The following is a 19,631-nucleotide window of genomic DNA, read 5'->3' on the forward strand; positions in this document are numbered from 1 at the left end:
GACGAGATGGCGCGCGCCACCGCCTTCGCCTTCCGCAAGCCGAGCGTTCTCCCCGGGTTCGGGCTGACGCTCGGCTTTGCCGTGGCCTATCTGTCGCTGATCGTCCTCGTTCCGCTGGCCGGTCTGGTCGTCAAGACGGCGAGCATGGGCTGGCCGGAATTCTGGAGCCTCGCCACCGATCCGCGCACCCTGGCGGCGCTCCGCCTCTCCTTCGGCGCGTCGGCGGCGGCTGCGGCGATGAACGCCGTCTTTGGCCTCCTCGTCGCCTGGGTGCTCGTGCGCTACGAATTTCCCGGCAAGCGCATCATCGACGCCATGGTCGACCTGCCCTTCGCGCTCCCGACGGCGGTGGCCGGCATCGCTCTGACGGCGATCTATGCGCCGAATGGCTGGATCGGCCGCTATGCCGCCGAGGCGGGGGTCAAGATCGCCTATACGCCGATCGGCATCTTCATCGCGCTCGTCTTCATCGGCCTGCCCTTCATCGTGCGCACCGTGCAGCCCGTGCTGGAGGATATGGACCGCGAGGTCGAGGAAATGGCGGCAACGCTCGGCGCGAACCGTCTGCAGACGGTCGTCCGCATCGTGCTGCCGACGCTGGCGCCGGCTCTCCTGACGGGGTTCGCCCTCGCCTTCGCCCGCGCCGTCGGCGAATACGGCTCCGTGATCTTCATCGCGGGCAACATCCCCTATGTCTCGGAGATCGCGCCGCTGCTGATCGTCATCCGCCTGACCGAGTTCAATTATGCCGCTGCAACGGCGATCGCGACGGTAATGCTGGCGCTGTCCTTCGTCATCCTGCTCGCGATCAACCTGCTGCAGGCCTGGAGCCGAAGGAGGCTCGGTCATGACTGACGTGACGCATGGAGCGCCGGTCGCCGCGCCGCGCGCCTTCGTCTCGCCGGCGACGGAACGGCGTGTCGTCCGCATCGTGCTCGTGCTGGTCGCGATCGCCTTCCTGGCGATCTTCCTGTTTCTGCCGCTGATCTCGGTCTTCTACGAGGCGTTCCGGGCCGGCTTTTCGGCGTTCCTCCGCGCGGTGACCGAGCGCGAGACGGCGTCGGCGATCCGCCTGACGCTGCTGGTTGCGGCCTTCTCCGTGCCGGCGAACCTCGTCTTCGGCGTCGCCGCGGCCTGGGCGATCGCCAAATACGAATTCAAGGGCAAGAGCCTGCTGATCACGCTGATCGACCTGCCCTTCTCGATCTCGCCGGTCACCTCCGGTCTCATCTATGTGCTGATGTTCGGCGCGCAGGGCTATATCGGACCGGTCCTCGCCGATCACGGTATCAAGATCATCTTCGCCGTGCCGGGCATCGTGCTGGCCACGATCTTCGTGACGTTTCCGTTCATCGCGCGCGAGCTGATCCCGATCATGCAGGCGCAGGGGTCGCAGGACGAGGAGGCGGCGCTGTCGCTCGGCGCCAGCGGTCTCAAGACCTTCTTCCGCGTCGCGCTGCCCAATGTGAAATGGGCGCTGCTCTACGGCGTGCTCCTCTGCAACGCCCGCGCGATGGGCGAATTCGGCGCCGTGTCGGTCGTTTCCGGCCATATTCGCGGCAAGACCAACACCATGCCGCTGCAGGTCGAGATCCTCTACAACGAGTACAACTACGGCGCCGCATTCGCGGTCGCGTCGCTGCTCGCCCTGCTCGCCCTCTTTACACTCATCGTCAAGTCGGTCTTGGAATGGCGTTATGCCGACGAGATCGCCGCGACCCGCCGCCATTGAGGTCCACGAGATGAACGCGCTCGCCTCCATCGACAGCGAAGGCTCCGTCGCGCTCGGCGAGCCGGTCGACGTCACGATCGAAAATGTGGTGAAGGCCTTCGACGACACGCCGGCCCTGCACGGCGTCTCGCTCGACGTCAAGGCGGGCGAACTCGTCGCGCTGCTCGGCCCCTCCGGCTCGGGCAAGACCACGCTGCTGCGCATCCTCGCCGGGCTCGACGCGCCGACCGCGGGGCGCGTGCTGTTCGGCGGCGAGGACGCGCTCGGTCTCGCCGTGCAGGACCGCAATATCGGCTTCGTGTTCCAGCATTACGCGCTGTTCCGCCACATGACGGTGTTCGACAACATCGCCTTCGGGCTGACGGTGCGCCCGCGCGCGCAGCGCCCGTCCAAGGCCGATATCCGCCGCCGCGTGCTCGGCCTGATCGACCTGGTGCAGCTCAACGGCCTCGACAAGCGCTATCCCACCCAGCTTTCGGGCGGCCAGCGCCAGCGCGTGGCGCTCGCCCGTGCGCTTGCCATCGAGCCGCGCGTGCTGCTACTCGACGAGCCCTTCGGCGCGCTCGATGCTCAGGTGCGCAAGGATCTCCGTCGCTGGCTGCGCGAGATCCATGACCGCACCGGCCACACGACCTTCTTCGTGACTCATGATCAGGAAGAAGCGCTGGAGCTTGCCGACCGCGTCGTCGTGATGTCGAAGGGGCGGATCGAGCAGGTCGGCTCGGCCGACGACATCTATGATTCGCCCGCGAGCCCCTTCGTCTTCGGCTTCATTGGCGAATCCTCGCTGCTGCCGGTGACGGTCGCGGACGGAGCCGCCGTGCTCGACGGCGTGCCCACGGGGCTTTCGGCGCCCGGCGCGGCGGCTGGACCCGCGACGCTCGGCTTCCGCCCGCATGACGTGGTGCTGGTCGAGGACGACGGTCCCGCGCTGCGCGGCCGCATCATCGCGGAGCGGCGCCACGGCGCCCGCCGCCGGCTGGAGCTGGAGGTCGGCCGCGAGCACCACCGCGCCGAGATCGACGTCGAAGTCGGCGCGCCGCGCCCCGAGGGCGGCCGCATCGCCTTCCGCCCGGAGCGCTGGCGGATCTTCCCGCCGCGTTGAACGGACGGCCTCTTCCCGCGCGCGCGGCTTGCGCTTAGTGTCCCCCGTCTGGCCATGATACCGGCCGCGTTGTGGAGGAAAGACGATGAAGCGCTCGCGCGTGAACGAGATCATGCAGGAGGCGGATTCCTTCATCCGTTCCTTCGGTTTCCTGCTGCCGCCCTTTGCCTATTGGACGCCGGAGGAATTCCAGCGCCGCCGCGCCGAAGCCGGCGGCATCGTCGAGGCCCGCCTCGGCTGGGACATCACGGATTACGGCAAGGAGAAGTTCGACGAACTCGGGCTCTTTCTCTTCACCGTCCGCAACGGCCGCGCCGCCGACCTCTCGACCGGGCGGGGCATGCTCTATGCCGAGAAGATCATGATCTCGCGCAAGGACCAGCTCTCGCCGATGCACCGCCACAACATCAAGGCGGAAGACATCATCAATCGCGGCGGCGGCTCGCTGGTGCTCGAACTGTTCATGCCGGATGCCGAGGGCAATATCGACCGCGAGGCCGAGGTCACCGTGCCGACCGACGGCGTGTTGCGCCGCCTGCCCGCCGGAGGCCTGCTCAAGCTCGATCCCGGCGAGAGCGTGACGCTGCTGCCGGGCGTCTGGCACGCCTTCTGGGGCGAGGGCGCCGACGTGCTGATCGGCGAGGTCTCGACGGTCAATGACGACCTGACCGACAATGTCTTCGCCGAGCCGATCGGGCGCTTCGCGCAGATCGAGGAGGACGAGGAGCCGATGCATCTCCTCGTCGCGGACTACGGCACGCGCCTCAAGGGCTGAGGCCGGGCGTCGGCAGATGTCGAACGGGCGAGCGGCGCAGGGCGAAGACGATGGACGTATCGTCAGGATCGCTGAAATCGAGATCGATCCGGACTGCCTCGACGACTACAAGGCGCTGCTCGCGGAGGAGATAGAGGCGTCGGTTCGGCTGGAGGCCGGCGTTCTCTCCCTTCTCGCCGTGTCGATAAAGGGACTGCCTGCACACATCCGCATCCTTGAGATCTATGCGGACCGGCAGGCCTATGAGGCCCACCTGACGACGCCGCACTTTCTCAAATATAAGACTTTGACCGCAGGCATGGTCCGTTCGCTCCGTCTCGTCGAGACGGATCCGATCTGTCTCGGCTTGAAAGGCGGCTGAGCGGATTTTCCCTGCGTCAGTCCTCGATCCGCTCATGTGCGTCCGCTTCGCCGCGCTTCCAGTAGCCGGCCGCCTTCATCCACGCCTTGGGATGGCCGCGCTCCTCGGTGAGGTAGCGGCGGATCGCCCGCGCCACGCTGCTCTCGGCCGCTACGAAGATGAATCCGTCGCCGGGCGGGAAGTACTGTCCGGCGAGGAGGGCGATCAGCGCCGCCGCATCGTCGGGGCCGGATTCGCTGCGCAAGCTCCACAGCGCCGTCCAGTCCGCCTTCGTCTCGATCGTCTGGCGCTCGCCGGCATCGGCGACCACGGCCGCGGTCAGGACCGGCAGGCCGGGGCGGGTCTCCTCGAGCCAGCGGCCGATGGCCGGGAGCGCCGTCTCGTCGCCGATCAGCCAGAGCCAGTCGAAATCGTCGGCGACGACGGCCGAGCCGCGCGGCCCGCCGATATCGAGCGTGTCGCCGATGCGGGCGCCGGCAGCGAAGGCGGTGGCGGGGCCGGCCTCGTGCAGCGCGAAATCGATCACCAGCGTGCCGGCGGCGACATCGAAGCGGCGCGGCGTGAAATCGCGCATCTGCGGCCCGCTTTCGTCGGCGAAGAACAGCTTGATGTGGTCGTCCGGCGCGAGGCTGGCGAAGCCCTCCATCGTGTCGGCGGTGAAGGTGATGCGCCGCATGCGCGGCGTTACGTCCTCGATCGCCTGCACCGTCAGTTGCCGCCGCCGGATCTCGTGGCGCACGCGGCGGACCGCGTGGCGCTCAGGGTTCGGTGTGTCCATGGCCATTCGGCCTCCGATAGATCATAAGATATAACGTAAGATACTATCGAAAGATCGATCGGGCAAGCCTTGGTGCTCAATCCGCCGCGGCGACCGCCGCGCGGCCCCGGGTGTGGGCCGGCTCCTCGTCATGCACATAGCGCCCGCCCGCGAACCAGGAGGCGAGGGCGGCGAGGAGATTCAGGATCATCGAGAACGAGAAGGCGAAGACGAGCCCGTGCATGAAGGGCGCGGCCAGGAGATGTGGGAAGAAGGTCTTGCCGGTGATCGTCGCCGCGGCGTCGGGCGGGAGGGTCGCCAGCGCCGCGGCCGGCACCAGTTCGCCCATTGGGTTGTAACCGAGGAAGGCGGCGAAGAGGCTCGCCACGGCCGGTTCCGACGCCGCGTGCCGGGCGATGTCCGCCGGGACATTCTGCGCGAGCAGCGCCGTTTCCATCGCCTGGGGCAGCATCTGCGTCATGCCGGCGATCATCAGGCTGAAGAAGATGCCGATCGACAGCACCTGTCCGGAATTGAGCGTCGTCGCCCGCATGCCCGCGGCCTGGCCGCGCTCGGCGGCGGGGACCGAATTCATGATTGCGGTCGAGTTCGGGGCGATGAAGAGGCCCGAGCCGAGGCCGTTCAAGAACAGCAGGAACGCGAAGAGCGGATAGGAGAAATCGGGCGGCAGCTCCATCAGAGCGGCGAAGGAGATCGCGCCGATGATCATGCCGCCGACGGCGAAGGGCCTGGCACCGTGATGGTCGGAGAGATAGCCGGAGACGGGTGTCGCGACCAGGAATCCGAGTGTCAGCGGCAGCATGAAGATGCCGGCCCAGAGCGGCGTCTCCTCGAAGGAGTAGCCGTGCAGCGGCAGCCAGATGCCCTGCAGCCAGATGATCAGCATGAACTGCAGCCCGCCGCGGCCGATGGCGGCGAGGAGGCTCGCCAGATTGCCGGCCGAGAAGGCGCGGATGCGGAACAGAGCGAGGTCGAACATCGGGAAGGCGACCATCCGCTCGACGAACAGGAAGGCGACGAGCAGCGCGATGCCGAGGGCCAGCAGCGTGACGACCTTCGGGCTCGTCCAGGCCATGGCATGGGTGCCATAGGGCTGGATGCCCTCGGTGATGGCGACGAGCACCAGGATCAGGCCGATGCCGAAGGTGGCGTTGCCGAGCCAGTCGACGGGGCGGTGGCGCGGCGGGATCCGGTCGCGGAGCCGCCAATAGGCCCAGGCCGTGCCGATGACGCCGATGGGAACATTGATCCAGAAGACGAGCCGCCAGTCGATATCCGCGAGCAGGCCGCCGATAACGAGGCCGATGAAGGAGCCGCCGATGGCCGCGATCGTATTGATGCCGAGCGCCAGCCCGCGCTGATGCGTCGGGAAGGCGTCGGTGAGCAGCGCGGTCGAGTTCGCCATCAGCATGGCGCCGCCAATGCCCTGGATGATCCGCACGACGATCAGGTACCAGGCCGCGCCCGGCCCGTCGCCGGGCATGAGGCTCAAGGCGACGGCGGCGAGCGTGAAGATCAGGAAGCCGGCATTGTAGCTCTTGGCGCGGCCGAGGCTGTCGCCGAGCCGGCCGAAGGCGACGACCAGCACCGAGGTCGCGACCATGTAGCCCATGATCGACCACAGGAGAATGTTGACGTTGGACGGCTCCAGCGGCTTCAGCCCGATGCCGCGAAACACGGCCGGCAGGCTGATCAGCAGGATCGAGCCGTTGATCGACGCGGCGAGCATGCCGAGCGTCGTATTGGAGAGCACGAGCCACTTGTAGTGGGGCCCGAGGCTCTTGTGGTGTCTGTGGACCATGGTGAACTTCCGCCGAGCCGCAAGATCCGGCGCAGTGCACACACCCGTGCGCGCCGCGCCGGCCAATCCCGAGATAATAATGACGCCTTATTATATGCAACGGGAGTTTCTGGCAATCTCCTGCCATGGCCGGCGCCTATCTCAACGTCGTGCCTCGCCCCATCTCCGCGCGGCACGGCCCCCAAATGAAACGGGCTCCCCGCGCCGGCATGGCACGGGGAGCCCGGATCGGCCGGGGTGGGGCCGTTCGGCGCCGCGCGGCGCCTTGATCAGACGCCCTCGACGGTCTCGAAGCCTTCGAACTGCGGATGGCCGAGGAACATCGGCTTGCGGTCGCCGGCGCCCTTGTGCGCCTGGCGGAACTGCTCCGACTTGGTCCAGGCGACGAAATCGTCCTTGGTCTTCCAGATCGTGTGCGAGGAGTAGAGCGTGTGGTCCTCGGCTTCCGGTCCCTTCAGCAGGTGGAAGTCGACATAGCCCTCCATCTCGTCGAGATGGCGGTCGCGCGAGCGCCAGACTTCCTCGAATTCGGCTTCGGAGCCCTTGATGACGCGGAAGCGGTTCATGGCGATGTACATTGCGGTTCCTTTGGCGATTGTCGTTGCGTGCCTGTCGGGTGCGTAGGGCCGCCCTCGCGGGCATGCCCCTAAGAGATGGGGAGGAAAGACGTTTTGCGTCTTTCCTCCCCCGTGCGGGCCGGGCGTCACCACACCACCCGGCCTGCCGTTCCGATCCGGCCGGCCTCAGAACTGGTAGGTGAGGTTGACGCGGTAGTTGCGTCCCGGCTCGGTGTAGTAGTCGAGGTTGGAACTGCTCGCGGTGACCGTCGTCGGCACGTCGAGCGCGTTCCAGTACTTCTCGTCGAAGAGGTTGAAGACGCCGGCCTGCAGGCGAAGGCCCTCGACCTGCTTGGGCTGCCACCACACCGTCCAGTCGACGACGGCATAGGCCGGCGCGTTGTAGGCGGCGGAGGTCTGGGCGTCGAGCGCGGCAGCCGTGAGGAGCAGGTCGGAACCCCAGTCTTCCGTGAAGTAGCCGAGGCCGATGATGCCCTTCACTGGCGGCACCGAGTCGAGCCAGGTGCCGTTGGCGAGGTCCTGTCCGACCATCCAGGCGACCGAGCCCCAGGTCTTCCAGTTCTCGGCGAACTGCCAGTTGCCGCGCGCCTCGACGCCATAGATGTTGACGCTCTCGAGATTGACGTAGCGCGTCACGCCATAGGGGTAATTGGCCAGCGGATAGCCTGCGGCCGCGGCCTCGGCGGCCGTCAGCGACTTGGCGTCGATGAAGTTCTTGTAGAAATTGCTGAAGAGCGAGACGCCGCCGCCGAGTTCGCGGTCGCCGAACTTCACGCCCGTCTCGTAGCCCGAGCCTTCCTGCGGCTTCAGGTCGGGATTGCCGAGCGCGACATAGGCGCCGGGTCCGCCATAGGTCAGGTAGAGCTGGGCGGGCGTCGGGGCGGTGAAGGACTGCGCCCACTGGGCGTAGAACGACACGTCCTTCGTCGCCTGCCAGGTGCCGAGCAGGCTCGGCGACAGCTTGGAGCCGCTCGATTCCGGCGGCAGGCCATTATAGGCGTTGTTCTGGCTGAAACCGGCCGAGGCCTGCGGGACCTGCTCGAACCAGTCGTAGCGCAGGCCGGGCGTGATGGTCAGCTGGTCGGTCACCGCGATGTCGTCGCGGATCCAGGCGGCGAAGCTCGTGCCATTCGCGTCGGGCGAGTCGGCCTGGTTCGTGTGCAGCTGCGAGCAGGTCGAGCCGCGCGCCGGATTGGGCGGGCAGTTGTCGACGCCGTAGGAATACTGCGTCGTATCGGTCAGATAGACCTCGCCGCCGAAGGTCAGGCTGTTCTGGTAGCCGCCGACGTCGAACTTCTTGTTGCCCCAGCCCTTGATCCCATATTCCTCGATCTCGTTCGAGTTGTTGCGGATATAGGGCCCGATGACCGAGGTCGAGCGATAGGCGTCGGTGCCGTTGTCCTGCTGGAGGTTCTGCCAGTAGGCCATCACCTGGCCGCCATCGAGGAAGCCGCCGCCCTCCTCGGGCTTGTAGTCATAGGTCAGCGACACGCGCTGGCGCTCCGCGACCTCGCTGCCGTCATAGTTGCCCGGACGGTAATTGCCGGTCAGCGACTGGCTCGTCATCACGTCCGTGGTCGAATCGTACTTGAACACCTCGCCCGTCAGCGTCAGCTCGTGGCCGCCCTCGAAGCGCTGCGACAGCTTTCCGAGCACGCTGTACTGGTCGTAATCCATGGGGTTGGCTTCGGTACGGGTCGTGCCGTAGCCGCCCACCGTGCCCATGGTCTCGGTCTCGTGGCCGTTCGTGTAGGAGCCCTGGACGAGCACCGAGGTGTCGTTGATCCGGCCCGCGATCGCGTTCGAGGTGACGAAGCTCTGGTTCGCGCTCGAATAGGTGTTCTTCGTGAGGAAGCCGAAGTTGCGGCCATCGCGGATGATGTCGTCGGCCGAGAGGGTCGTCAGCGCGACGATGCCACCCATCGCGCCCGAGCCGGCGATGCTGGAATCGGCGCCGCGCACGATGTCGATCGTCGAAAGCGCGCCGAAGTCGAACGTCGAGAGACCGCCGTTCGAGCCCGTGCGCGCGCCGCCCTCACCGAGGTAGGGAATGCGGATGCCGTCGATCGTCGTCAGCACATTGCCCTGATCGAGGCCGCGCACATTGATGCTGTTGGTCGTCGTGGAGAAATTCACGCCCGGCTCGGCGCGCGACGAGAAGTCCTGCCAGGAATCGATGAAGCGGTCGTTGATCTGCTCGGCCGTGGTCGTCGTCGCCATCGCCGTCCCCTCCTTGGCCGTGACGGCCGGGGAGGTGCTGGCGCTCGCGCTGCCGCTCGTCACGACGATCTTCGGCAGGACGGCACCCGATTCGGTCTCCGTGCCTGCCGCGGATTCGGTCGTGCTTTTCGCCGCCGATTGGGCCTTCGCCGCCGATGCCGCGAATGGAGAGATCAGGAGGACGGCCGTTCCGGCCATCAGCAAGGTCCTAAGTGGAGCGACGCTCATTCGAGCCCCCAGTTGGCGAGTTCGGGATGGCCTGGCTGGCTGTCGCATCCGCGGGGAAGGCGCGGGGGAACCGGCGTGCTCGGCATGGGCCCGAGCCTTTGAAGGGCACGGGTGTCGACATCTGCGTGGATGTTTCGCTTGCGGTGATAGGAAAAGGTGAGTACGTCAGTCAACTAATTTGTTGCGAATGGTTCGCAACTTAGAACTGATCCAAGAACGCCGTGCCGCGGCGAATGGTGAAAGCCGATGACGGAAGACCAGTCGGGCCCGCAGTCGAGTGCGGCCCGTGCCCAGCAGACGACCTCAGACAGCCCCCGCGTGGTGCCGAGCGAGGACCTCTTGATGGGCGCGCGCGAGATCATCATCCGGCACGGCAGCGAGGACTATCGGCTCCGGCTGACGCGGGCCGGCAAGCTCATCCTGAACAAGTAAGGAGATCGGACCCGTGCTTACCACCGCAATCCTGGCGCATCCCGGCAGCGCGTTGCGCGGCCCGTTCCGCCATCGCCTGCCGCGGCTGGCCCTTGGTCTGGCGGCGGCGGTCGCGATCACCTGCTGCGCCATCCTCCAGAGCGTCGCGGCCGAGCGGACCGTGCGCGACGCGACGGGACGCGACGTCGTCATTGGTGACGCCAAGCGAATCGTGACCATTGGCGGCGCGGTGACCGAGATCGTCTATGCGCTCGGTGCCGCCGACCGCGTCGTCGCGCGGGATTCGACCAGCTCCTATCCGTCCGCCGCACTGGAAAAGCCCGATGTCGGCTATATGCGCGCGCTCTCGGCCGAGGGCGTCCTGTCGATGAAGCCGGATTTGATCATCGCCGTCGAAGGCTCCGGCCCGAAGGAAGTGGTGGAGATCCTCGAATCGGCATCCGTGCCGATGGTCATGGTGCCCGAGCACTACAGCGCCGAGGGCATTGTCGAGAAGGTGAAGCTGATCGCCGCGGTGCTGGGCGAGGATGATCGCGGCGCCGCGCTCGCTGGCGACATCGAGGCGAAGTTCGCCGCGCTCTCGTCGGCCCTCGCCAAGCTGCCCGAGGCGGATCGCAAGAAGGCCGTGTTCCTGATGAGCATCGCCGATGGCAAGCCGCTCGCCGCCGGCTCGAAGACCGCCGCCGACGCGATCATCCACCTGGCCGGCGCGACCAACCCGATGGCCGATATCCCTGGCTACAAGCCGGCCTCGGACGAGGCTCTGGCCGCCGCCGCTCCGGCCGCCGTGGTGATGATGAACCGGCATGGCGCCGATGCGCCGTCGCCCGACAAGGTCTTCGCCGTTCCCGCGCTCTCGACCACGCCCGCCGCCGCATCCAAATCGCTCGTCGTCATGGATGGCCTCTATCTGCTCGGCTTCGGGCCGCGCACGGCCGATGCGGCCCGCGATCTGGCGCATGCGCTCTATCCCGGTCTCGCGCTTCCGGAAGCGTCGGCAGCACAATAATGGCGCTCACGATGACGACGGCGGCCAGCGCCGGGGATCGACGCGGCCGCGCGCGGGTGGTCCTCGCGCTGCTCGGCGTGGCGCTTGTGGTGACCGTGCTGCTCTCGGTGTCGATCGGGCCCTCCGGCCTGTCGACGAGCGAGGTCTGGAGCCTGCTCGGCGATGCCGCGGCCGGGCGCTTCGACGCGATCGGCAGCACGAGCCACGTCATCCTGTTCGACATCCGCCTGCCGCGCACCGTTCTCGGCGCGCTGGCGGGGGCCGCGCTGGCCGTGGCCGGGGCCATGCTGCAGGGCCTCTTCCGCAATCCGCTGGCCGATCCCGGCCTCGTCGGCGTCTCTTCCGGCGCGGCGCTCGGCGCGGTGCTGGTGATCGTGCTCGGCTCGGCGCTGATCACGCCGATCGTCGGCGCCCTGCGCATCGGCGCGCTGCCGGTCGCCGCCTTCTTCGGCGGCTTCGTCACCACCCTCGTGCTCTATGCCATCGCCACCCGCCAGGGCCGCACCTCGGTCGGGACGATGCTGCTCGCCGGCATCGCGATCGGCGCTCTGGCCGGCGCCGTCACCTCCTACATGGTCTTCCGCTCCGACGACCTGCAGCTTCGCGAGCTCTCCTTCTGGTCGATGGGCAGCCTCGGCGGCGCCACCTGGCTCAAGATCGCGATCGCCGCGCCCCCGGTCCTTCTGGTGCTGGCGCTCTCCCCCTTCATCGCGCGCGGGCTCGACGCGCTCGTGCTGGGTGAATCCGAGGCGCGGCATCTCGGCATCGATGTCGAGCGGCTGAAGACGCTGGTGATCTTCGCCGTCGCGCTCGCCGTCGGCGCCGCCGTCGCCTTCTGCGGCGTCATCGGCTTCGTCGGCATCATCGTGCCGCATGTGCTGCGCCTCGCCATCGGGCCCGAGCATCGCACGCTCCTGCCGGGCAGCGCGCTCCTCGGGGCCGCCCTGCTCATCGGCGCCGACATCGTCTGCCGCACGATCGTGGCACCCGCGGAGCTGCCGATCGGCATCGTGACCGCCGTGCTCGGCGCGCCGGTGTTCCTGTCGATCCTGCTGCGCCGGCGGAGCGTCATCGACCTTTAGTCAAACCGTGATCCGATTGGGGGCATCATGATCGAGGCACAGCACATCACGGTTCGGGCCGGCACGCGGCAATTGCTCTCGGACGTCTCCGTCGCCGTCCGGCCGGGTCGCCTTACGGTGATCATCGGCCCGAACGGCGCCGGCAAGTCGACGCTGATGAAGACGGTGACGGGCGAGATCCGCCCCGCCGCCGGGCAGGTGCGTCTCGACGGCGAGGTCATCCAGCGCATCGGCGCCGGCCGGCTCGCGGAGCGGCGTGCCGTGCTGCCGCAGGCCTCCTCGCTCTCCTTCCCCTTCACCGTGCACGAGGTGGTGCGGCTCGGCGTCTCGCGGCTCCGCGATCCCGCAGCCGTGCGCGAGCGCGTCGCGGCGGCGCTCGGCCGCGTCGACCTCGGCGGCTTCGGCGCCCGCTTCTTCCAGGAGCTCTCCGGCGGCGAGCAGCAGCGTGTCCATCTGGCGCGCGTGCTGTGCCAGGTCTGGCAGCCGGTGGAGGACGGGCTGCCGAACTATCTCTTCCTCGACGAGCCCACGGCCTCGCTCGACCTCCGCCACCAGATCCTCATCCTCGACGAGGCGCGCCGCTTCGCCCGTGCCGGCGGCGGCGTCGTGGCGATCCTGCACGATCTCAACCTCGCTGCGCTCTATGGTGACCATCTCGTCGTCATCGCCAAGGGCAGCGTCGCCGCCGAAGGACCGTCGCAGCAGGTGCTCACCGACGCGATGCTCCGATCCGTCTTCGGCGTCTCGCTGCGTGTCGGCTCGGCCCCCGCGGACCGGCCCTTCGTCCTGCCGCATGCGATCGAGGCGGCCTGAACGGCGTCTACCCATCCGGCGCACATGCCTCTAGATTGCGCCTCCCGAGGACGAGCGAAGAGGCTGCCGGTGAACGCGACCATCCTGATCATCGATGTCGGCACGTCCTCGGTGAAGGCGGTGCTGTTCGACGCCGAGGGGCGCACGCTCGCCGCCGCCGACCATCCGCTCACAACGCTTTCGGCGCAGCCCGGCTGGGCCGAGCAATCGGCGCAGGCCTGGTGGGACGCTACGGTAGCCGCGGTCCGCGCGCTCGCGATCGCCGCGCCGCCCGCCGCGATCACGCTGACTGGCTCGATGCAGAACGTGCTGCTGCTCGGCGGCAGCGGCGAGTATCTGCGGCCGGCGATCCTCTATAGCGATGCGCGCGTGACGCGGAGCCAGGTCGCCGCCCAGCGCGCCGCGCTGCAGGCCGATTTCGAGACGCGCGTCGGGAATCTCGCCGAGCCGGCTCTGTGCCTCTTCCGCCTGCACTGGCTCTATGAGCACGAGCCCGAAGCGATGGCGGCGACGCGGCGCGTCCTGTTCGGCGCCAAGGACGCGGTGATCCATCGCATGACCGGCCGCGCGGTGGTCGATCCGAGCTGCGCGACCACCAGCGGACTGATGAATATCGCGACGCGCCAATGGGATCCGGAGATTCTCGGCGCGGCCGGCATCTCGCCGGCCCTGCTGCCCGACATTCTCGATGCCGATGCGCTCGCCGGCCCGCTCCTGCCCGAGGCCGCCGCCGAACTCGGCCTCGCTGCCGGGATCCCGGTGCATGTCGGTGCGGGCGACGGCGGCGCGACGGCCTGGGGAACGTCGAGCGAGGCGCATGATCGCCCGCATGCCTATCTCGGCACGACGGGCTGGATCGCGGCGACCATGCCGCTCGCCCTCTCCGGGGCACCGACCAGCGCCTATTCGCTCGCCGCCCCCGTGGGCACCGATGTCGTGGTCATCGCGCCCTTCCTCGCGGCCGGGCTGGCGGCCGACTGGTTCGCCGCGCTGGCGAGCCGTCCGGTCAGCGCGCTCTATGCCGAGGCCGCGGCCAAGGACGCCGCGCCGCCGAACGCGCTCTTCCTGCCCTTCCTGATCGGCGAGCGCGGTCCCTTCTCCGATCGCGACGTGCGCGGCGCCTTTCTGGGGCTCGACAGGTCGCATGATGCGGCCGCGCTGGCCTATGCGGTGCTCGAGGGGCTCGCCTTCGCGATTCGCGACAATCTCGACGCGCTCCCGGTCCGCCCGCGCGAAATCGCGCTCGCCGGCGGCGTCGTCGCCAGCCTCACCGTCGCCCGCCTGATCGCGGATGTGACGGGCGCCACGGTGACCGTGCCGCCGGAAAGCCGACTGGTCACCGCCTATGGCGCCTATCGCCTGCTCGCGCCGGTGCTCGGATTGCAAGGCCATGCCGATGACGGCCATGTCATCGTCGCGCCGCGGCCGGAGCGGGCGGAGCGGGCCGCGCGCCGCTTCCTCGCCTATCGCAAGGCGACGGCCGACGCCCGCGCGCTCGCCGCTCTGCTCGCCGAGACATAGCGGGCGGCGCCGCTTGCTTCGCCAAGGGCGCAGGCGATATCAATCAGGACCAAATTCACGGGGAGTTCACTCACAATGCGTTCCGCAATCTTCGCGCTGGCGCTCGCCGGCTCCGCGCTCGTCGCGCCGCTCGCCCACGCGGTCGACGTTGCGGTCATGACGCCCTATCAGAGCTCGGTCGCCACCAACCAGATGATCACCGTCTTCGAGGACAAGGCGAAGGCGGCCGGCTGGAACGCCTCGGTCATCGATACGCGCGGCGATGTCGGCCAGCTCGCGAGCCGCATCGAGGATGTGGTCGCCGCCAAGGTCGGCGCCATCGTGCTCGTCTCGGTCGATCCCAAGCAGCTTCAGGACCAGGTGAACGCCGCCGCGGCGGCTGGCATCCCGGTGATCGCGATCGACGGCGCGACGGCACCGGGCGTCGTGCTCAACGTGACCTCCGACAATTTCGAGCTCGGCTCCAAGCTGTCCGAATTCCTGTTCGGCAAGCTCGGCGGCAAGGGCAACATCGCCAAGTTCTATTATTCGGCGCATCCCGGCGTGCACCAGCGCGAGCTGGCGCTCGACGCGGCGCTGAAGAACAACCCGGATATCAAGGTCGTCGCCGAGCACTACATGGTCGTGCCGGGCCCGATCGACGATGCCCGCAAGGTGACCGAAGACCTGCTCAAGGCCAAGGGCGACGAGATCGACGCGATCTGGGCCGCCTGGGACGAGCCGGCCATCGGCGCCGAACTCGCGATCGAGGCCGACAAGCCGGATTCGAAGATCATCATCGCCGGCATCGACGGTAACCCGCAGGCCGTTGAGATGATCAAGGCGTGCAGCCACATCAAGGGCACGGTCAGCCAGGACTTCGACGCCATGGCCGGCCTCGCCGCCGACGGGCTCACCAAGATCCTCGCCGGCGAGAAGCCCGAGAAGGCCGAGCTCTATGCCCCGGCCAAGCTGATCACGCCCGAGACGCTCGGCGTCACCTGCCCGTGAATCCCGAAGACGCGCCGTTCCTGGCGCTGACCGGGGTCACGAAGCGCTTCGGCGCCACGCTGGCGCTGGACGGCGCCGCGCTGCGCATCGCCGCCGGTTCGGTGCATGCGCTGCTCGGCGAGAACGGCGCCGGCAAGTCGACCCTGATCAAGATCCTCTCCGGCGTGCATGCGCCGGAGGCGGGCATGATCCGCCTGGACGGGCGCGAGGCCGCGATCGCCTCGCCGCGCGCCGCCGAGGCGATGGGGCTTCGCTTCATCCATCAGGAACTCAACCTCGTCCCGCATTTCGATGCGGTGGCGAATGGCTGGATCGGGCGCCGGCATCCGCGCCGCGGCCCCTTCATCGACCAGCGCGCCATGCGGGCGCGGGTGGCCGAGGTCGCCGCCCGCATCGCGCCCGATCTGCCGCTCGACCGGCCGGCCAAGCGCCTGACGCCCGGCCAGCGCCAGATGGCGGAGATCGTGCGCGCCTTGATGGAGCCGGCCCGCCTCGTCGTGATGGACGAGCCAACATCGAGCCTGTCCGAGGGCGAGGCTGAGCGGTTGCACGCGGTCGTGCGCCAGCTCGCCGCCGAGGGCACCGCCGTCCTGTTCATTTCACACCGCCTCGACGAGGTGACCGCGCTCTGCGCGGACTATACGGTCCTGCGCAATGGCCGCACGGTCGGTTCCGGCCGGATCGCCGACACGAACCGCGACGGGCTGGTGGCGCTGATGTCCGGCGGTTCGGACAGACGTCAGGATTCCGCGAGCGGTGGTGCCAAGTATGCGGCGCCGGTCGCTGTCGCGGATGGCTCGGCCGCTCCTCGCCTCAGCGCCGAGATTGCGTTCGGGCCCGCGGGCGAAGGGATCGCGTTCGAGGCGGCGGCGGGCGAGATCGTCGGCCTCTACGGCCTGGTCGGCTCAGGCCGCTCCAGCCTGCTCAAGCTCATCTGGGGCGCGAAGCCGGCGCGGGGTCGTATCTCCGTCGACGGGGCGCCACTCAAGGGCGGCATCGCATCGCGCGTCGCGCGCGGCCTCGCCTATGTGCCGGAGGATCGCCGCCGCGAGGCGCTGGCCGCTCCGCTGTCGATCGAGGCGAGCCTTGCTCTGCCGCATCTCTCTGATTTTCGCGCGGCGCGGTCGCTGCCGGTATCCTCCCGTCCCGCCATCCGCCGTTTCGCGCAGGATGTCGCGCGCCGTCTTCGCCTCGCCGCGGCCTCGCTGCAGGCCTCGCCGATGACGCTCTCCGGCGGCAACCAGCAGAAGCTGGTCTTCGGCCGCTGGCTCGGCCGCAGGACCCGCGTGATGCTGGTCGACGAGCCGACGCGCGGCGTCGATGTCGGCGCCAAGGCCGAGATCCACGCCGAACTCCGCCGTATCGCCGCCGACGGCGCCGCCGTCATCGTCGCGACCAGCGATATCGAGGAGCTGATCGCCCTCTCGACCCGCGTCGTCGTCCTCTGCGCCGGCCGCATCACCGCCGATCTCGCCGCGGATGCGATCGACCGCGGCCGCATCGTCGCGGCGGCCTTCGGCCATGCCGTGACCGACGTTCCTCCGAAAGCCGCCTGATGATCCTGCTTCGCCGTTACGGCACCCTCGTCGCGCTCGTCGTCATCGTCGCGATCTTCGCGATCGCCTCGCCGGGCGCCTTCGGTTCGGTGGCCAACCTCGTCAACATCACGCAGCAGATGTCGCTGCTTGCCATCGTCGCGATCGGCGCGACGCTGGTGATGGTGCTCGGCGAGTTCGATCTCTCCGTCTCGGCGGTCGTGTCCTGGGCGGGCATCGCGTCCGTCGCCCTCTTCGGCGCCGGCTGGCCGCTGGCCCTCGTCTTCCCGCTGGTCCTGCTCTCCGCCCTTGTCATGGGCGTCGTCTCCGGCGTCCTGGTCGCCCGCTTCGCCCTGCCGAGCTTCATCGCGACGCTGGCGCTCGGCACGGTGATCGGCGGCTTGACCTTCTGGGTCTCGAATGGCGCGACGCTCTTCTCCGGCATCCCGCCCGTCTTCCGTGCGCTGGGTCGCGGGGCGATCCTCGGCGTGCCCGTGCCGACGCTCTGGCTCGCCGGCGTCGCACTTGTCTTCTGGCTGGTGCTCGACCAGACCGAGTTCGGCCGCCGCCTCTATGCCATCGGCGGCAATCGCGAGGCCGCGCGGCTCGTCGGCCTGCCGGTCCGGCGCGACATGGTGGTCGCCTTCGCGCTTTGCGCCCTGCTCGCGGCGCTCGCCGGGCTATTGCTGACGGCGCGGCTCGGCAGCGCCCATCCGACCGGCGGCGGCGGCTATCTGCTGCAGGCCTATGCCGCCGTCTTCCTCGGCATGACCGCCTTTCGCGAGGGCGAGCCGAGCATTCCCGGAACGCTGCTCGGCGCGGCGATCATCGCCGTGATCTCGAACGGCCTCACCATTCTCGGCGTGCCGAGCTTTCTGCAGGACGTCATGACAGGCGCGATCATCATCGCGGCGGTGCTGATCCGACATTTCGGCCGCGAGGGGGATTGAGAAAGGCCGGAATCGCCATACTTCAGCAAGGTCATTCCCTCCCCACGTCCTTCCACGGATACCGCCCGATGAAAACCGATCTGAAGATCCAGGCCGCCGACGGCACGGCAGCCGCGCACTTCTTCGCGCCGTCCGATCCGGCCCGCCGCGCCGCAGCCGGCGTCATCCTCTATATGGACGCCTTCGGGCTCCGGCCCGCACTCGACGGCATGGCCAACCGCCTCGCGGATGCCGGCTATTTCGTCCTGGTCCCCGATCTCTTCTACCGCTCCATCCCCTATGGCCCCTTCGACACATCGGCCTTTGGGAACGAGGATTCGCGCAAGGCGATCATGACGCTGCTCGGCAGCACGACGCAGGCGATGACCGCTGCCGATAGCGGTGCCTTCATCGAGGCGCTGCGGGCCAATGGAGCAAGCGGGCGCATCGGGACGGTCGGCTATTGCTTCGGCGGCGGACGGGCGCTCGCGGCCGCCGGCACCTATCCCGACGCGATCGCGGCGGCTGCGAGCCTTCATGGCGGCAATATCGCCAGCGAGGCGCCGGACAGTCCGCACCGCCTGGCCGCCTCGATCAAGGCGCGGGTCTATGTCGGCAACGCCGGCGTCGACCAGAGCTTCCCGCCGGAGCAATCGGCCCGTCTCGCGACGGCGCTGCGCGAAGGCGGCGTCGATCATGTGATCGAGAACTATGTCGGCATGAACCATGGCTGGACCGTGCCGGACAATCTCTCCTTCGACGCGGCCGGCGCCGAGCGCCACTGGAAGCGGCTGCTGACCTTCTTCGAGGAGACGCTCGGCTAACCGCGCGCCTCGCCGAACGCGGCGCGCAGCCAGCGCGCGGCATGATCGCTGGCGGCGCGTCCCGCCGTCAGCCGTTCCGACCACAGCATCCAGGCGTGGATCATGCGCGGCCAGATCTCGAGCGTCGTGCGAACCTCCGCCGCGCCGAGCGCGGCCGCCCCGCGCACGGCATCGTCCAGCAGCGTCTCGCTGGAGCCGACCTGGATCAGCACCGGCGGCAGGCCGGCGAGGTCGGCATAGAGGGGAGACACGACCGGATCCCCCGGATCGTGCCCGGCGAGAAAGGCCGCGGCGAGGCCGGTCAGATAGTCCCGGCTGATCAGCGGATCGATGGCCGCCTTCGAATCCAGCGTCTTGCCCGTCATGCGCAGGTCGAGCCATGGCGAGACGAGCCAGGCGGCCGCCGGCAGAGCCTCGCCCATGGCGCGCAGTCTGAGCATCAGGGCCAGGGTGAGATTGCCACCCGCGCTGTCGCCACCGATGGCGATCGAACCCGGCGCATAGCCCTGATCGCGCAGGAAGCGCCATGCGGCCAGCGCATCCTCCAGCGCCGCGGGATAGGGGGCTTCCGGCGCGAGGCGATAGGCGATGGCGAGCGTGCGGATGGCTGCGTCCCGGCCCACGCGGCCGACCATGCCGCGATGACTGGTGATCGATCCCGAGCAATAGCCGCCGCCGTGGAAATAGAGCAGCACGCGGCGCGCGTCGCTGCCGGGCCCCAGCGACCATTCCGCCTGCATCGCGCCGATCGTCGCGGGCGAGAAGACGATATCGTCTGGCGGCGGATCGATCGCGCAGATCTCGTCCATCCGCTGCCGTCGCTCGGCCCAGCTCGTCGGCCGCGGCTTGGCGGTGAAGAGCGCCTTCAGATCCTCGATCTCGTCGGCCATGGCTCCCCCGGTTGTCGGGCGAACCGGC

19 protein-coding genes are annotated in these 19,631 nt (G+C 68.6%); 14 read left to right on the forward strand and 5 right to left on the reverse strand.

Going from position 1 to position 19,631, the window contains the following annotated elements; genetic code table 11:
• Nucleotides 1-6 precede the first annotated feature (6 nt).
• From cysT to GGR25_RS11555, 5 genes are all read left to right on the forward strand, one after another.
• The gene (cysT, locus tag GGR25_RS11535) at nt 7-855 is read left to right on the forward strand and encodes a sulfate ABC transporter permease subunit CysT (protein WP_183398940.1); all 849 of its coding nucleotides are present in this window, start codon (nt 7-9) and stop codon (nt 853-855) included.
• Entirely contained in the window at nt 848-1,732 is an 885-nt protein-coding gene (cysW, locus tag GGR25_RS11540) for a sulfate ABC transporter permease subunit CysW (protein WP_183398941.1), read from the forward strand. Before cysT ends, cysW begins: the two co-directional genes overlap by 8 nt.
• Nucleotides 1,733-1,742: 10 nt before the next feature.
• A complete protein-coding gene (locus GGR25_RS11545) occupies nt 1,743-2,837 on the forward strand; it encodes a sulfate/molybdate ABC transporter ATP-binding protein (RefSeq protein WP_183399554.1) in 1,095 nt (364 codons plus the stop codon).
• Between the two features lie 85 nt (nt 2,838-2,922).
• Nucleotides 2,923-3,612: a D-lyxose/D-mannose family sugar isomerase gene (locus GGR25_RS11550; protein ID WP_183398942.1), complete on the forward strand. Its 690-nt coding sequence runs from the start codon at nt 2,923-2,925 to the stop codon at nt 3,610-3,612.
• A 16-nt stretch (nt 3,613-3,628) separates the two neighbouring features.
• The gene (locus tag GGR25_RS11555) at nt 3,629-3,973 is read left to right on the forward strand and encodes a putative quinol monooxygenase (protein ID WP_183398943.1); all 345 of its coding nucleotides are present in this window, start codon (nt 3,629-3,631) and stop codon (nt 3,971-3,973) included.
• 16 nt (nt 3,974-3,989) lie between these two features.
• Here GGR25_RS11555 and GGR25_RS11560 read toward each other — a convergent pair whose 3' ends face one another.
• The 4 genes from GGR25_RS11560 to GGR25_RS11575 form a co-directional block, all read right to left on the reverse strand.
• A complete protein-coding gene (locus tag GGR25_RS11560) occupies nt 3,990-4,751 on the reverse strand; it encodes a siderophore-interacting protein (RefSeq protein ID WP_183399555.1) in 762 nt (253 codons plus the stop codon).
• Nucleotides 4,752-4,827: 76 nt separating this feature from the next.
• Entirely contained in the window at nt 4,828-6,552 is a 1,725-nt protein-coding gene (locus GGR25_RS11565; protein WP_183398944.1) for an MFS transporter, read from the reverse strand.
• 269 nt (nt 6,553-6,821) lie between these two features.
• The gene (gene hmuQ / locus GGR25_RS11570) at nt 6,822-7,130 is read right to left on the reverse strand and encodes a heme-degrading protein HmuQ (RefSeq protein ID WP_183398945.1); all 309 of its coding nucleotides are present in this window, start codon (nt 7,128-7,130) and stop codon (nt 6,822-6,824) included.
• Nucleotides 7,131-7,295: 165 nt separating this feature from the next.
• Nucleotides 7,296-9,548 carry a TonB-dependent hemoglobin/transferrin/lactoferrin family receptor gene (locus GGR25_RS11575; protein WP_183398946.1) on the reverse strand — a complete coding sequence of 751 codons (2,253 nt, stop codon included), beginning with the start codon at nt 9,546-9,548 and terminating at the stop codon, nt 7,296-7,298.
• Nucleotides 9,549-9,824: 276 nt separating this feature from the next.
• On the opposite strand from GGR25_RS11575, the gene hemP reads away from it, so the two are divergent.
• The 9 genes from hemP to GGR25_RS11620 all read left to right on the forward strand — a co-directional run bounded on the left by hemP (nt 9,825) and on the right by GGR25_RS11620 (nt 18,713).
• The gene (gene hemP, locus GGR25_RS11580) at nt 9,825-10,010 is read left to right on the forward strand and encodes a hemin uptake protein HemP (RefSeq protein WP_183398947.1); all 186 of its coding nucleotides are present in this window, start codon (nt 9,825-9,827) and stop codon (nt 10,008-10,010) included.
• A 76-nt stretch (nt 10,011-10,086) separates the two neighbouring features.
• On the forward strand, nt 10,087-11,019 hold the full coding sequence (locus GGR25_RS11585) for a heme/hemin ABC transporter substrate-binding protein (protein WP_425486151.1): 933 nt from the start codon (nt 10,087-10,089) through the stop codon (nt 11,017-11,019).
• Nucleotides 11,019-12,101: a FecCD family ABC transporter permease gene (locus tag GGR25_RS11590; RefSeq protein WP_183398949.1), complete on the forward strand. Its 1,083-nt coding sequence runs from the start codon at nt 11,019-11,021 to the stop codon at nt 12,099-12,101. Before GGR25_RS11585 ends, GGR25_RS11590 begins: the two co-directional genes overlap by 1 nt.
• A gap of 27 nt (nt 12,102-12,128) precedes the next feature.
• Nucleotides 12,129-12,914, forward strand: coding sequence for a heme ABC transporter ATP-binding protein (locus tag GGR25_RS11595; protein WP_183398950.1), 786 nt, complete (start codon nt 12,129-12,131; stop codon nt 12,912-12,914).
• A gap of 69 nt (nt 12,915-12,983) precedes the next feature.
• Nucleotides 12,984-14,435 (forward strand): FGGY family carbohydrate kinase, encoded by a 1,452-nt coding sequence (locus GGR25_RS11600; protein ID WP_183398951.1) that lies wholly within the window; start codon nt 12,984-12,986, stop codon nt 14,433-14,435.
• A gap of 75 nt (nt 14,436-14,510) precedes the next feature.
• Nucleotides 14,511-15,425, forward strand: coding sequence for a sugar ABC transporter substrate-binding protein (locus GGR25_RS11605; RefSeq protein ID WP_183398952.1), 915 nt, complete (start codon nt 14,511-14,513; stop codon nt 15,423-15,425).
• Nucleotides 15,422-16,981, forward strand: coding sequence for an ATP-binding cassette domain-containing protein (locus GGR25_RS11610; protein ID WP_183398953.1), 1,560 nt, complete (start codon nt 15,422-15,424; stop codon nt 16,979-16,981). The genes GGR25_RS11605 and GGR25_RS11610 overlap by 4 nt, the downstream gene beginning before the upstream one ends.
• Nucleotides 16,981-17,910 (forward strand): ABC transporter permease, encoded by a 930-nt coding sequence (locus tag GGR25_RS11615; RefSeq protein ID WP_183398954.1) that lies wholly within the window; start codon nt 16,981-16,983, stop codon nt 17,908-17,910. Before GGR25_RS11610 ends, GGR25_RS11615 begins: the two co-directional genes overlap by 1 nt.
• 68 nt (nt 17,911-17,978) lie before the next feature.
• Nucleotides 17,979-18,713, forward strand: a complete 735-nt coding sequence (locus GGR25_RS11620; protein ID WP_183398955.1) for a dienelactone hydrolase family protein — start codon at nt 17,979-17,981, stop codon at nt 18,711-18,713.
• Here the strand turns inward: GGR25_RS11620 and GGR25_RS11625 are convergent.
• Nucleotides 18,710-19,603 (reverse strand): alpha/beta hydrolase, encoded by an 894-nt coding sequence (locus tag GGR25_RS11625; RefSeq protein WP_183398956.1) that lies wholly within the window; start codon nt 19,601-19,603, stop codon nt 18,710-18,712. The genes GGR25_RS11620 and GGR25_RS11625 overlap by 4 nt on opposite strands.
• Nucleotides 19,604-19,631 lie beyond the last annotated feature (28 nt).

This window comes from Kaistia hirudinis, assembly GCF_014196455.1.
Taxonomy (GTDB): Bacteria; Pseudomonadota; Alphaproteobacteria; order Rhizobiales; family Kaistiaceae; genus Kaistia; species Kaistia hirudinis.